We start from the raw sequence: 12,337 nt of genomic DNA, 5'->3' as shown, positions 1-12,337 counted from the left end.
CGACCCGCGGTGTTCAATACCATCAGCGCACCTACCAATTCGCGGTTTCCGCAAGGGGGATCGAATACCCGTGTCCGTCGCTCGACGCCCGCTGCTCACCGCCACCGCCGCCGGGACACTGCTCTGCGCGCTGTGGTTCGTGCCGAACGCGAACGCCACCGGGGAGCAGGGCAGAGACGGCGCCACCACGCAGTCCGCCGCGGCGGAGGAGACCGGGGCCACGACGCGGCTCGCCGAGACGGGCGGCCCGAGCACCACTCCGTATCTGCTCGGCGGGACGCTGTTCCTGGGCGTGGGGGCCGGTTTCGTGACGCTGGCGATGCGCCGGGGCGGCCGGGCCTCCTGAGGCCGTGAGCGTGGACGTACGGCGAAGGGCCGCCCCCGTCGGACGGGGGCGGCCCTTACCTGACTCTCGGGGTTACGCCAGGGGGCCGGTGACCGGCTCGACGGCGGCGACCAGGCGGCCGGCCCGTACGAAGGCGTCGGCGGCGGCCAGGTCGGGCGCGAGGAAACGATCCGGCCCGGGACCGGCGACACCGGCGGCGCGCAGCGCCTCGATGGCGGCGGCGGAGGCCGGGGCCGGGCTCAGGCCGTGGCGCAGCTCGATGCCGCGGGTGGCGGCGTAGAGCTCGACGGCGATGATCCGGGTGAGGTTGTCGATCGCGCTGCGCAGCTTGCGGGCTGCGGACCAGCCCATGGAGACGTGGTCCTCCTGCATCGCCGAGGACGGGATGGAGTCGGCGGAGGCCGGGACGGCGAGCCGCTTCATCTCGCTGACCAGGGCGGCCTGCGTGTACTGGGCGATCATCAGGCCCGAGTCCACGCCGGCGTCGTCGGCGAGGAAGGGCGGCAGGCCGTGCGAGCGGTTCTTGTCGAGCAGCCGGTCGGTGCGGCGCTCGGCGATGGAGCCGAGGTCGGCGGCGGCGATGGCGAGGAAGTCGAGGACGTACGCGACGGGGGCGCCGTGGAAGTTGCCGTTGGAGCGGACCTCTCCGCTGGGCAGCACGATCGGGTTGTCGACGGAGGCGGCGAGCTCGCGCTCGGCGACCAGGCGGGCGTGCGCCATGGTGTCGCGGCCGGCGCCGGCGACCTGCGGGGCGCAGCGCACCGAGTAGGCGTCCTGGACCCGGGGGGCCTCGCCGCTCTGGTAGTGGCCGGTGAGCTCGGAGCCCTTGAGGACGGCGAGCATGTTGGCGGCGGAGGCGCCCTGGCCGGGGTGCGGGCGGACGGTGTGCAGCTCGGGTTCGAGAACCTTCTCGGTGCCGAGCAGGGCCTCCAGGGAGAGGGCGGCGGTGACGTCGGCCGACTTGTAGAGGTTGTCGAGGTCGGCGAGGGCCATGATCAGCATGCCGAGCATGCCGTCGGTGCCGTTGAGGAGGGCGAGGCCCTCCTTCTCGCGGAGCTCGACCGGCTCGATGCCGGCGGCGGCGAGCAGCTCGCCGGCCGGCTTCACCTCGCCGTCGGGGCCCTCGGCGTCGCCCTCGCCCATGAGCGCGAGCGCGCAGTGGGAGAGCGGGGCGAGGTCGCCGGAGCAGCCGAGGGAGCCGTACTCGTGGACGACCGGGGTGATGCCGGCGTTGAGCACGTCGGCCATGGTCTGGGCGACCTCGGGGCGGACGCCGGTGTAGCCGGAGGCGACGGTCTTGAGCCGCAGGAACATCAGCGCGCGGACGACCTCGCGCTCGACCCGCGGGCCCATGCCGGCGGCGTGCGAGCGGACGATGTTGCGCTGCAGCTGGGTGCGCAGGTCATGCCCGATGTGCCGGGTGGCGAGGGCGCCGAAGCCGGTGGAGACGCCGTACACCGGCTCGGGCTTGGCGGCGAGCGCGTCCACGGTGGCGCGGGCGGCGGCGAGCGCCTGGACGGCGTCGGATGACAGCTCGACGCGCGCGCCGTGGCGGGCGACGTCGACGACGTCCTGCGGGGTGGTGCCGGACGTCCCAAGGACGACAGTCTGCATATCCATATTCAGAACCTTACGGATTGAAGAGCGACCTGTCACTAGGTGACTTCGTCATCGGTCCGGCGGCGATGGGCCCCTTACGGGCACGGGGCGGAGGCGGGGGGCGAGAGAGCGGGCGCTCGGGCGCGGGAGCGGGCGGAGGTACGGGCGGAGAGAGCGATTCCAGTCTGACGTGCGGGGCGCCCGGCGGCGCAGCGGGCGCCGCCGGAGGGGTCGGCGCGCATACGGCCCGGGGCCGCCCGGGCCCGGGCCTTGGCGCGAAGTCGCCGTACGCCCGGCCGGGGAGGGCATGGCCGGGCATCGGGAGGGCACTCATACTCGGATCACGCCGATACGGGGAGGCAACAATGGCGTTCGTGGTGTTCTTCGGTGTTCTGGGCGGCCTGTGCCTGCTGCTGATCGTCACGCTCCTGCGCCGCAACGGGCGCCCGACGGAGACCGCCGAGGGACTCCGGGTCGAGGAGCAGGCCCGTATACAGGCAGCACAGAACCGTGTTTCCTTCAACGCCAGGAGCGTGCACAACGCGCCGCCCACGGCCGGCGACGCTCACCACCGCCGCCCCTGAGGCCCTTCCGCGCCTCAGTGCGCGAGGGTGCGCAGGACGCAGAACTCGTTGCCCTCTGGGTCCGCCATGGGCACCCAGCTCCGGCCGGGGCCCTGGCCCACGTCGACCGTGGCGGCGCCGGTTCTTCGGCACCGCCTTGCCCTCGGGCACCCGGATGAACACCACGGTGGGCGCCATCCGCCGGGCCCGGACCTCCTCGACGGTCGGCTCCCAGGAGCCGATCTCGACCTTGTCCTCGCTCCGGTCGATGACCTTGAAGTCCAGGACCGCGCACCATACGGGCAAGGCGCAGCGTCCGGCCGACCGCGACGCAGGTCGCGGCGCGCACCACGTGGCGCAGTCCCGACACCACGTCGCGACGCCGCCGCCCCCAGCTACTGCGAACTGCCGTCGTCGAGGCCGGCGACGACTCTGACGTCCGCTTCGGACATGCCCAGGACCTTGGCGACCTCCTGGACAAGAATCGGCTTGGGGTTGAGCCTTCCGCTGCGAAGCATGTGGACGGTGGACATCGATCGCCCGGTTTCCCTTGCCATCACCCGGACTGAAATCCCGCGCAGGTCCATCAACCCGGTGAGCGCCCTCGCGAACGGATGCGGCTCCAGCTGCCCGGCAGGGGCAACGGCCGGACCGAGGATCACGTCGCCGACCTTGGCTTCAAAGCGGATCAGGCGGTCACCCGCGAACCCGACCTTCGCGACGAAGGGCAGGCTCTCATCAGCGCCGGAACCGACCGCGCCCGGCACTGACACCTCGATGAACGTCGAAAGGTGACCGTGATGATCACTCCCGGTATCCAGGGGAAGACCGGGCTCGACGTGGCTGACCTTCCAGTCGCGGTTCCACCAGGGAAGGTCCCGCAGCACCTCGTTGAAGAAAGGGGGCAGAACACCGACATCCACCGGATCCGGAGGATTCTTCTGACCTCCCCAGATGATGCCGGGCCAGTACGTCAGCGCCGCGATCACGTCGGCCGTCAGCGTGCGGTTGGCAATCTCCATGGCCGCACTCTCCCACCAGCCCACGACAGAGCGATCTCGCGAGGAGGGCGGTCGGCGGCAGGAGTGGCGGTGAGCTCGCTCTTGATGCGGGGAAACGAATCTCCTACCGACCCCCGGCGGGAGATCGCTCATCCACGGACAGCCGGTACCGCATGCGGTACCGGTGCGCGGCCTTCGTCATCAGCGTGACCTCGATCGGACGCCCGCCATCGGAGTAGACCACCCGGAAGGCGACCAGAACCGGCATGTCCTTCGGCAGCTCCAGGGCGACGGCCTCTTCCTCCGTCGGGATCTCCGACGACAGCTCGTCCACGAACTCCCGCGGCGGAAAGCCCATCGAATCGAGCAGCGCCGGCGTACCGCCGCGAATCCGCCTCTTCTCCAGGATCGCCGTGCCTTCGACCAGACTCAGCGGGTAGTACGACCTCGCGAGTTCTGTCGGCTCCTCGTCCAGGAACAGGATCTGCCTGCGGAGCACGGCTCGTTCGCCGTTCTCCAGCCGCAGGGCTTCGGCCACTTCCCTCGGCGGGAAGACGACTTCGACATCGAGCAGTTGCGACCTGCCGACCTGCTGCCGCTTCACGGCCTCGGACACCCACGGGTAAGGCTCGCCCGGTGCGGCCGACTGCATGTAGGCGATCGGCTCGACGACCTGCTGCGCGTGCTGCTGCACGTACACGCCCTTACCAGGGAGTCCTTCGAGAAGCCCCTCCGCCTTCAACATCTGGAGGGCCTTCTGGACGGTCGTGTTGGCCACGCCGCCGAACTCCTCCATCAGCTCGGCCGTCGACCCCAGCTTGCTGCCCGGAGGGAGGTCTCCTCGGGTGATCCGGCGTCGGATCTCCGCTGCGATCTTCTGGTGCGGCGATCGCGGATCCTTGAACTCCTTCGCCATCACACGCCCTGCTTCCCGAGCCGATACGTGAGATGCCTGCCATCCGGCATGGTCATGAGGGAGGCCTCCATCGGAGTCCCGTCGGCGGTCCGGGTCAGACGGAGCAGACGCAGGACGGCACTTCCCTCAGGCAGGCCCAAGAGCTCGCACTCATCCGCACTGGCGAGGTCAGCGCTCACGTCCTCCACCACGTCGGCGCCGGTGTATCCCAGCTCCTTGAGCAGAGTGACCGCACCGCCGGGCACTTTGCGCTGTTCCGCGAGTGGCGTGCCACCCGCGATGGAGACGGGGTAGTACGAGTCGGCCAGCTCTACGGGCCGGTCATCGAGCAGGATCAGCCGACGCCTGACGATCACGCGCTCACCGGCAGGGAGTCGCAGAGCCGCACGGACGACGTCGGGGGCCTCCACTTCGCCCGCCTGGAGGAGACGTTGACCGCCACGACGCCCCCGGCGGCCGGCCTCCTCGGTCCATGCATCGCTCTGGCCAGGGTCGCGTGGAGCCAGGTACGGCTCGGTCTCACTGATCCACGCATCGCCCGACATGCTCGTACCTCCAGCTGACTCGTTGTGGGCGACCTTACTTGCTCGTCCCGTCGACCAAGAGCGAGACCTTAAGTGCTTGCCGCTTACAGCCACTTGCCCCTAAGGTGCGTTGCGTGGAAAACACGGTCACCACAGGGAAGAAGGCCTCCATGCACAAGCCACTCCCCCACCGAACTCCTGACTCCAACGAACAGCGGCACGAGGCTCCCGTACCGCCGACCGGTCTGAGCCCGGCCCTGCGCGCTCGCGCTGAAGCCGGATGGGAGAGGTTCCTCGACCGATGGGTCGAGGACAGCGAAGGGCCCGGGCACGCACGGCCCCTCATCCGGCCCGTCTCGGAGGCCGAGGCCGCCCAGGTCTTCCGTGAGCTCAAGGCCGCCATGGAAGGCGCCGGCCTCCCCGCGAACGGCCTGTATCGCGACGTGACGCGGGGGCCGGGCGGCGACACGCACGCGTACGGGCTCGGGGTCGTGTCCGTGGGGGCGGCCAAGCGGTTGGCGGCCGTGCTGCACGCAGGGCGGCGGTCGCGGTGAGGTACCGGACGGGCGACATCGTGACGGACGCGGCCCGCGCCCTGACGGGGAAGGTGCACTGTGTGCACGGGGACTCCGTCATCCTGGTCCGCCCCAGTGGGCACACCTGGGAGGCGGCCGTCAGTCAGTGCTGGACGGCGAGCCCGGAGGAACGTCAGAGCCTGACCCCGCGCGGGGCTGTACGAGTCATCAACACGAACGGAGTGCACGACATGGCGAAGCACGGGGGCGGTACCGGCAGCGGGCAGGGCGGCAGCCAGCAGGACGACAGCAGCAGCGGACGCGGGCACGGGGGCGGGGGCTCGGAGACGAGCGGTGGGAATCCGTCCGACGGTTCCGGGCCCGCGAAGTAGCCGCCGGTGTACGCGCGTACGGAGGAGGCGGGCCCCTCGGAGCTCGCCTCCGCGCTCGTCGCCTCCGGCGCTCTGCGGCCCGAGTGGCTGCCCGCCTTCGAGGCCGCCCCGCGGGAGCTATTCGTACCCGACCGGATCTGGCCGGGGATCGCGGACGGCACCCGCCAGACGGCCATGGTGGACCGCGCCGCCGACCCCGCCGGCTGGCGGAAGGCCGTCTACTCCGACATCCCGCTGACCACCCAGTGGGACGACGGCGCGCACACCGGGGATTCCCTCGGCACCCGCCCGTCGAGCAGCAGCTCACAACCGAGCATGGTCTGCGCGATGTTGGCCGATCTCCACGTCCGGGACGGGCACAAGGTCCTGGAGATCGGCACCGGTACGGGCTGGAACGCCGGGCTGCTCTCCCACCGGCTCGGGTCGTCGGGTCGCGTCGTCTCGGTCGAGTACGACCCCGAGGTGTCACGCATGGCCGCCGGGCATCTGCGAGCGGCCGGGCTCTCGCCCCTGTTGATCACCGGAGACGGACGGAACGGATACGCGAGCGGCGGACCTTACGACCGGGTCATCGCCACCTGCTCCATCGGCGAGGTCCCAACCGCCTGGATCGAGCAGACGGCCCCCGGCGGGCTCATCGTCGCCCCCTGGGGCACGACCTACGGCGGCGAAGCCATCGTCCGGCTCACCGTCCGCGAGGACGGGACCGCGAGTGGGCACTTCACCCGCTCCAGCGCGTTCATGCGACTCCGCCAGCAGCGCGCCGAACCACCTCCGCATGACGCCTACTTCAAAGGGAGGGCATGGCCGGCGGACGGCGTCCGGAGCACGACGACGCTGTCACCCGCCGAAGTCGGCGGGTGGCTGGAGCAGTTCGTGATCGGGCTGCGCGTGCCCGGCGCGTTCTGGACGGTCGAGCGGTACGACGAGGGCGCGTACACGCTGTGGACGTACGACGCAGACGACACGGAGTCGTGGGCCTCAGCCGACTTCGAGCCTGGCGCAAGGGAGTTCGAGGTCGTGCAGGCCGGGCCTCGGCGGCTGTGGAACGAGACGGAGGCGGCGTACGAGTGGTGGGTGCGGGAAGGGCGGCCCGGGTTCGGGCGGTTCGGGCTGACCGTGGGGTCGGGGGCAGCGCAGACGCTCTGGCTGGATCGCTAGGGCGGTCACCCACAAGTGGCATATTCACTTGATGCGTTCATATCGCCACTCTCCGTGCGGTACGGTTCAAACAAATCGGCCCCCGCGATGGCTGGAACCATCAGCGAGGGCCTCGACCACCAGTGGAAAGCGACTCCACCAGTGATGTACCGGCACTTTATCGCGCCCTCGCGCGGCTTCACCCAGTTCTCCCACGAGCTCATCCGGCATCCACGCCTCAGCTCCGACGCCGTACGGCTTCTGACCTGGCAGCTTTCCCTTCCCGACGGGGCTCGTGAGTCATTGTCCCGAACGGCCGAACGTGCCCGGATCGGGGCATGCGCGTTCACCCGGGCGAAGCGACAACTGAAGGAAGAAGGCTTCGTCCACGAACGGCGAGTGCAAGGGCCCGGTGGGCGATGGGTCACCCAACAGCTCGTGTCCAACCGGCCGTTGACCGAGGGCGAGGCCGCCAAGCTGCTCGGGCGGACACCCGCCCCCAACGTCACCCCACCGAGTCCCGTGAATCCGGCCGTCGGTGAGCCGACACCCCCGCCCACCGACGGTCATCCAAAGCAAGACCCTGCCGCAGACACCTCCAACCGTCCGCCCGAGCCGGATCCCGAGCCGAACGACGTCCCCGAAGAGGCCCGCGCCCTCATCGGCACGCTCCACCTCCTCTCCCCCGCCCTCCGGCACATCCCACCCGGCATGCGCGACGAACTCGCCCGCCTCGCCGCCGCCTGGCTCGCCGCCGGACACACCCCCGCCGACGTCCACGCCCACATCCTCCGCAGCCTGCCCGGCGGCGGCACGCCCGTACACCGACCCGGCGGACTCGTCCGGTACCTCCTGCGCGAGGTCCCACCCGTGGCGCTCCCACAGCCCCCGCAGCCCCCGCAGCCCCCACCGCCCACCGGCCCCCGGCTCTCCGCCCGGATCGCCGCGATGCGGGAATGCGAAGGCGGCGGGCACGACCACACCAGACTCTTCCGGCCCGTCGGCGACGAGACGCTGTGCGACCTGTGCACCCCCTCCCTCACACCGGCGGCGCGTCCCTGAACCTCCTCCGGTCCCGCGCCCCCGGCGGGGCGTCCGCCAGGCGGATCACCGTGCCGTCGCGGCCGGCCACGACCGGTTTCACCGAGCGGGCGGCCTTCGCCTGGTACTGGGCGGCGTCGGCGAGGCGGAAGAGGCGGCGGGCGGACTTGAGGGGGCCGATGGGGTCGCCGGTGGAGGCGACGCCGCAGGCGACGCCCTCGCCGAGCTCCAGCTCCGCGGCCCGTACGCACAGTTCCTCGGCGACGGCGACGACCTCGTCGGCCGTCGGGCCGACCGACAGCAGGCAGAACTCGTCGCCGCCGAGGCGGGCCGCGAGGGCGCCCGGGAGCATGGCGCCGCAGCGGGAGAGGACGGAGCCGAACCGTTCGAGCAGGCGGTCGCCGACCGCGTGGCCGTGGGTGTCGTTGACGCGCTTGAGGCCGTTGAGGTCGCAGACGAGGAGGCTCACCACAGAGCCGTCCTCGCGGTAACGCTCGATCGCCTCGTCGAGCCGGGCATCGACCGCCCGGCGGTTGGCGAGGCCGGTCAGCGGGTCCGTGAAGGCCAGTTTGCGGACCTCCTCCAGGCGCTCGGCCTGGGCGATGCCCGCCGCCACGACGGCGGCGAGCACGGTGGCGAACTGGGCGTCTTCGCGGTCGAAGGGCGCCGCGCCCGCCGGCCGGGCCACGTACAGCTCGCCCCAGGCCCGCCCGTGCAGCACGATCGGCGCGACCACGCAGCAGCCGCGCCCGCGCCGGCGAAGGCCGGTGACCCGGCCGGTGGGGACGCGGTCGTCGGCGGTCTCGACCCAGGCGTCGGGCTCGCCGCCGCCCGCCCACTGCTCGTGCAGGAACTCGGTGATCTCCGGGAACTGGTGCACCGGGTACGTCTCGGCGTCGGGGAACTCCTCCTCCCCCTCCGCCCGCGACCCGGCGTTCACCAGGACCTTCAGCCGGCCGTGGTCCCGCTCCCAGACGGAGAGCGCGGCGAAGCTGCCGCCGAGCCCCTCGCAGGCGCCCAGCGCGGCGGCCCGCCAGAACTCCCGCGGAGTGTGCGCCGCCGCCATCGCCTGAGCCAGCGCCACTACGGCCCGCAGCCGCACATCCTCACCCATTCCTCCAGCTTAGGGAGGATTGATCCGTTTTCCCTTCCGAGACGTCACAGAAAGTTACATATGGTGAAAATCGGGAGCAATTGCACACGACTGGCGCGCGCACGACCGGCGCCCCCGCACCCACCGGCGAGGCTCACTCGCCCGGCCACTCCGGCTTCCGCTTCTCGTTGAAGGCCGCGACGCCCTCGGCGCGGTCGCCGGAGAAGGCCACCGAGCGCCAGGCCGCGTCCTCGACCTCCAGGCCCGCCCGCAGGTCCAGTCCCTGGCCGAGCCGCATGGCCTTCTTGGCGGCGCGCAGGCCGACCGGCGAGTTCACCGCGATCCGGGCGGCCAGCTCCATCGCGGCGGCCTTGGCGTCGTCCTCCACGAGGTCCACGAGCCCCAGCTCACGGGCCTCGGCGGCCTCCACCCGGCGGGCCGTGAAGACCAGCTCGGCGGCCCGCGCGGCGCCCACCCGGCGCGGCAGCAGCTGCGTACCGCCACCGCCGGGGATCACGCCCACCGAGACCTCGGGCAGGCCCACGACGGTGCTCGCGTCGGCCACGATCACGTCGCAGGCGAGCGCCAGCTCGTAGCCGCCGCCGAGCGCGAAGCCGTGCACAGCCGCGACGGTCGGCATCGGCAGCTCCAGGACGCCGGTGTACGCGGCGCGGGCGACCGGCCGCTGCCGGACGAGCTCGGCGTCGCTGAAGGAGTTGCGCTCCTTGAGGTCGGCGCCGACGCAGAAGGCCCGGTCGTTGGAGGAGGTCAGCACCGTGACCCGTACGGAGGGGTCGGCGGCGAGCGCGGCGCACGCGGCGCCGATGGAGCGGGCCATCTCCGAGGAGACCGCGTTCATCGCCTTGGGCCGGTCGAGGACGAGCTCGGCGACATGGCCGCGCTCGTCCCTCCGTACCGCCACGAACTCACCAAAACGCTGCTCGGACATCCTGAGGGCCCTCCCGGTCGGAGCCGGTTAACGGTTGTTAACGGCTGTTCACCGGAGATCCTAGGACGGACGACGGCTCAGCAGCCAGGGCTCCACGACACCCAGTCCACGCACCGGCCGCTGCCACATGGGCTGGAGCGCGAAGCGGTACGTGGGCGGCTTGTCGCCCTCCTTCTCGGCGCGGGCGGCCTCCTCCGCCGCCTGCGTCTCGGAGACGGGCGCCGCGCCGGCCCTGGTCAGCTCCTCGGCGAGGGAGCTGTCGACCAGGACGGCGTCCTTGGGGGCTATCGAGGTGAGCCGGCTGGCCAGGTTCACGGTCGTGCCGAAGACGTCGCCCATCCGGGTCGTGACCGCGCCGAAGGCGAGGCCGACCCGGAGCGCGGGCATGGTCTCGTCGTGGCTGAGGGTCTCGATGAGCCGCAGGCCGATCTCGGCGGCCGTGCCGGCGTCGTCGGCGCAGTAGAGCACCTCGTCGCCGAGGGTCTTGATGAGCCGGCCGCCGTGCGCGGCGACCAGGTCGGCGCAGGTGGTCTCGAAGGCCTCGACGAGTTCGCCGAGCTCCTCCTCCTCCAGGCGGCGGGTGAGCCGGGTGAAGCCGACCAGGTCGGCGAAGCCGACGGCGAGCCGGCGGTCGACCATCTCCTCGTCGTCGGCGGCCTGCACGACCCGGCCGGTGGCGGCGGCCAGCTGGCGGCGCCACACGTAGATCAGGAACTCCTCCAGCTCGGGCAGGAGCAGTTCGACCAGGGGGTACGTGACCTCGGCGCGGGTCATGCCGGGCTCGGGCGGATCGGTGAGGCCCTCCAGGAAGGAGTCGATCTGCCATTCCGCAAGGCGCGCGGTGGTCTGGCCGGTGGAGCGGGCGACCTGGACGGCCATCGGCTCGCTGAGCAGTCCGGCCTCGACGAGACCGGCGAGCCGGCGCAGCGCGAGGACGTCGGCCTCGGTGAGCGCCTTGGCCTGGCCGATGTCGGCGAAGCCCATGGCGCGCCAGAAGCGCGAGGCGAGCTCCATGGAGACGCCGGCGGTGCGGGCGGCCTGGAAGGGCGTGTAGCGGCGGTCGGCGCCGAGGATGAGCTGTTCGAGGCGGATCGCGAGGGGGTCGTCGGTCGGCTCGGCCGTGTGGTCGACGACATGGTGGGGGGTGGGGTACGTGGGGTTGGCGGGTGCCGGCTCTTCGGCCCCGGCACCGCCGTTCGGGTCGTCGGCGCCGTCGTTCGGGTCGTCGGCGCCGTTGTGCGCGTCGTCGACGGTCACCGGCCGCCTCCTGCCCGTTCCCTGCCCACTTGTCCTGCCGATCTGTCGCGTGGATCGCGCTCAACGATACGACAGGTGTGTGCTGGCTCACGCCCGAACCGCACCCGGAACGGGCGTGAACCCCAGACCCTCGTCAGTCGGCGGCCCTCAGATGGACGATGTCGCCGGCCGCGACCGCCTCGGTGCCGCCGCCCTCGGTCTCCACGACGAGCCGTCCGTCGCCGTCGACGCCGACCGCGTCGCCCTCCAGCATCCGCTCGCCCGGCAGGTCGGCGCGGACCCGGCGGCCGAGGGTGGCGCAGCCGGCCGTGTACGCCTCCTGGAGGCCGGACGCGGCCGGGTCGCCGTCGGCCCGTACCCACGTGCCGTACCACTGCTCCAGGGAGCGCAGGACGGCCCGCAGCAGGGTGTCGCGGTCGGTGGAGACGGCGTCGGCGAGGAGGAGGGAGCCGGCGGCGGGCACCGGGAGCTCGTCCGCACGGAGGGTGACGTTGATGCCGAGACCGACGACGACGCCGTCGGCGCCGGCCCGCTCGGCGAGGATGCCGCCGGTCTTGCGCTCCTCGCCGCCGACCTTCACCAGGAGGTCGTTGGGCCACTTGAGGGAGAGGTCGACGCCGGCGGCCTTCCCGAGGCCGCTCGCGGCGGCGACTCCGGTGAGCAGCGGCAGCCAGCCCCAGCGGTGCACGGGCACGGCGGGCTTGAGGAGGACGGAGACGAAGAGGCCCGAGCGGGCGGGGGCGGTCCAGGTGCGGTCGAGCCGGCCGCGTCCGGAGGTCTGCTGCTCGGCGACGAGCACCGCGCCCTCGGGGGTTTCGTCGGCGCGGGCGGCGAGGTCGGAGTTGGTGGAGCCGGTGGACTCGACGACATCGAGGGAGGTCCACAGTCCGCCGGGGAGCACGAGTGCGTGGCGCAGGGCGGGAGCGTTCAGAGGGGGCCGGTCGAGGTCGGACCAGCGTCCCGCGGAGCCTTGGGAGGACGTCATGCAAGCCAGCGTAGGT

At 72.0% G+C, this 12,337-nt stretch carries 14 protein-coding genes and 1 pseudogene; 6 read left to right on the top strand and 9 right to left on the bottom strand.

Annotated elements, in window-relative coordinates; all coding sequences use genetic code 11:
* The first annotated feature begins 70 nt into the window (after positions 1-70).
* Positions 71-346: an LAETG motif-containing sortase-dependent surface protein gene (locus tag AB0M18_RS02840; protein WP_365754934.1), complete on the top strand. Its 276-nt coding sequence runs from the start codon at positions 71-73 to the stop codon at positions 344-346.
* A 72-nt stretch (positions 347-418) separates the two neighbouring features.
* On the opposite strand, the gene hutH is transcribed toward AB0M18_RS02840, so the two are convergent.
* Positions 419-1,960 carry a histidine ammonia-lyase gene (gene hutH / locus AB0M18_RS02835; protein ID WP_365755041.1) on the bottom strand — a complete coding sequence of 514 codons (1,542 nt, stop codon included), beginning with the start codon at positions 1,958-1,960 and terminating at the stop codon, positions 419-421.
* Between the two features lie 350 nt (positions 1,961-2,310).
* On the opposite strand from hutH, the gene AB0M18_RS02830 reads away from it, so the two are divergent.
* Positions 2,311-2,529: a hypothetical protein gene (locus AB0M18_RS02830; RefSeq protein WP_365754933.1), complete on the top strand. Its 219-nt coding sequence runs from the start codon at positions 2,311-2,313 to the stop codon at positions 2,527-2,529.
* A gap of 14 nt (positions 2,530-2,543) precedes the next feature.
* Here the strand turns inward: AB0M18_RS02830 and AB0M18_RS02825 are convergent.
* From AB0M18_RS02825 to AB0M18_RS02810, 4 genes and pseudogenes are all read right to left on the bottom strand, one after another.
* Positions 2,544-2,814 (bottom strand): annotated as a pseudogene (locus AB0M18_RS02825) (VOC family protein).
* An 89-nt stretch (positions 2,815-2,903) separates the two neighbouring features.
* Positions 2,904-3,530: a helix-turn-helix transcriptional regulator gene (locus AB0M18_RS02820; protein ID WP_365754931.1), complete on the bottom strand. Its 627-nt coding sequence runs from the start codon at positions 3,528-3,530 to the stop codon at positions 2,904-2,906.
* A gap of 103 nt (positions 3,531-3,633) precedes the next feature.
* Entirely contained in the window at positions 3,634-4,425 is a 792-nt protein-coding gene (locus AB0M18_RS02815; protein ID WP_365754929.1) for a GntR family transcriptional regulator, read from the bottom strand.
* Complete coding sequence (locus AB0M18_RS02810; protein WP_365754927.1) at positions 4,425-4,970, bottom strand: UTRA domain-containing protein; 546 nt, start codon at positions 4,968-4,970, stop codon at positions 4,425-4,427. Before AB0M18_RS02810 ends, AB0M18_RS02815 begins: the two co-directional genes overlap by 1 nt.
* Before the next feature lie 149 nt (positions 4,971-5,119).
* Between AB0M18_RS02810 and AB0M18_RS02805 the strand changes: the two genes are divergently transcribed.
* The 4 genes from AB0M18_RS02805 to AB0M18_RS02790 all read left to right on the top strand — a co-directional run bounded on the left by AB0M18_RS02805 (position 5,120) and on the right by AB0M18_RS02790 (position 8,058).
* Positions 5,120-5,503 carry a hypothetical protein gene (locus tag AB0M18_RS02805; protein ID WP_365754926.1) on the top strand — a complete coding sequence of 128 codons (384 nt, stop codon included), beginning with the start codon at positions 5,120-5,122 and terminating at the stop codon, positions 5,501-5,503.
* A complete protein-coding gene (locus AB0M18_RS02800) occupies positions 5,500-5,856 on the top strand; it encodes a hypothetical protein (RefSeq protein WP_365754924.1) in 357 nt (118 codons plus the stop codon). The genes AB0M18_RS02805 and AB0M18_RS02800 overlap by 4 nt, the downstream gene beginning before the upstream one ends.
* Positions 5,857-5,862: 6 nt before the next feature.
* On the top strand, positions 5,863-7,017 hold the full coding sequence (locus AB0M18_RS02795) for a methyltransferase domain-containing protein (protein ID WP_365754922.1): 1,155 nt from the start codon (positions 5,863-5,865) through the stop codon (positions 7,015-7,017).
* Between the two features lie 417 nt (positions 7,018-7,434).
* Complete coding sequence (locus AB0M18_RS02790) at positions 7,435-8,058, top strand: hypothetical protein (protein ID WP_365754920.1); 624 nt, start codon at positions 7,435-7,437, stop codon at positions 8,056-8,058.
* Here the strand turns inward: AB0M18_RS02790 and AB0M18_RS02785 are convergent.
* From AB0M18_RS02785 to AB0M18_RS02770, 4 genes are all read right to left on the bottom strand, one after another.
* Positions 8,036-9,151 (bottom strand): sensor domain-containing diguanylate cyclase, encoded by a 1,116-nt coding sequence (locus AB0M18_RS02785; protein ID WP_365754918.1) that lies wholly within the window; start codon positions 9,149-9,151, stop codon positions 8,036-8,038. The genes AB0M18_RS02790 and AB0M18_RS02785 overlap by 23 nt on opposite strands.
* Positions 9,152-9,284: 133 nt before the next feature.
* On the bottom strand, positions 9,285-10,079 hold the full coding sequence (locus tag AB0M18_RS02780) for an enoyl-CoA hydratase-related protein (RefSeq protein WP_365754916.1): 795 nt from the start codon (positions 10,077-10,079) through the stop codon (positions 9,285-9,287).
* Positions 10,080-10,139: 60 nt separating this feature from the next.
* Complete coding sequence (locus AB0M18_RS02775; RefSeq protein WP_365754914.1) at positions 10,140-11,336, bottom strand: adenylate/guanylate cyclase domain-containing protein; 1,197 nt, start codon at positions 11,334-11,336, stop codon at positions 10,140-10,142.
* Between the two features lie 133 nt (positions 11,337-11,469).
* Complete coding sequence (locus AB0M18_RS02770) at positions 11,470-12,321, bottom strand: biotin--[acetyl-CoA-carboxylase] ligase (protein WP_365754912.1); 852 nt, start codon at positions 12,319-12,321, stop codon at positions 11,470-11,472.
* Between the last annotated feature and the right edge of the window lie 16 nt (positions 12,322-12,337).

The sequence above is a fragment of the Streptomyces sp. NPDC051909 genome (genome assembly GCF_040681095.1).
Taxonomy (GTDB): Bacteria; Actinomycetota; Actinomycetes; order Streptomycetales; family Streptomycetaceae; genus Streptomyces.
This window is presented reverse-complemented; position numbering and strand designations above follow the sequence as displayed.

Excerpts from the sequence above, each read along its gene's own strand:
- hutH (WP_365755041.1), bottom strand. The coding sequence starts at position 1,960 with ATGCAGACTGTCGTCCTTGGGACGTCCGGCACCACCCCGCAGGACGTC.
- AB0M18_RS02830 (WP_365754933.1), top strand. The coding sequence starts at position 2,311 with ATGGCGTTCGTGGTGTTCTTCGGTGTTCTGGGCGGCCTGTGCCTGCTG.
- AB0M18_RS02820 (WP_365754931.1), bottom strand. The coding sequence starts at position 3,530 with ATGGAGATTGCCAACCGCACGCTGACGGCCGACGTGATCGCGGCGCTG.
- AB0M18_RS02815 (WP_365754929.1), bottom strand. The coding sequence starts at position 4,425 with ATGGCGAAGGAGTTCAAGGATCCGCGATCGCCGCACCAGAAGATCGCA.
- AB0M18_RS02810 (WP_365754927.1), bottom strand. The coding sequence starts at position 4,970 with ATGTCGGGCGATGCGTGGATCAGTGAGACCGAGCCGTACCTGGCTCCA.
- AB0M18_RS02805 (WP_365754926.1), top strand. The coding sequence starts at position 5,120 with ATGCACAAGCCACTCCCCCACCGAACTCCTGACTCCAACGAACAGCGG.
- AB0M18_RS02785 (WP_365754918.1), bottom strand. The coding sequence starts at position 9,151 with ATGGGTGAGGATGTGCGGCTGCGGGCCGTAGTGGCGCTGGCTCAGGCG.
- AB0M18_RS02780 (WP_365754916.1), bottom strand. The coding sequence starts at position 10,079 with ATGTCCGAGCAGCGTTTTGGTGAGTTCGTGGCGGTACGGAGGGACGAG.
- AB0M18_RS02770 (WP_365754912.1), bottom strand. The coding sequence starts at position 12,321 with ATGACGTCCTCCCAAGGCTCCGCGGGACGCTGGTCCGACCTCGACCGG.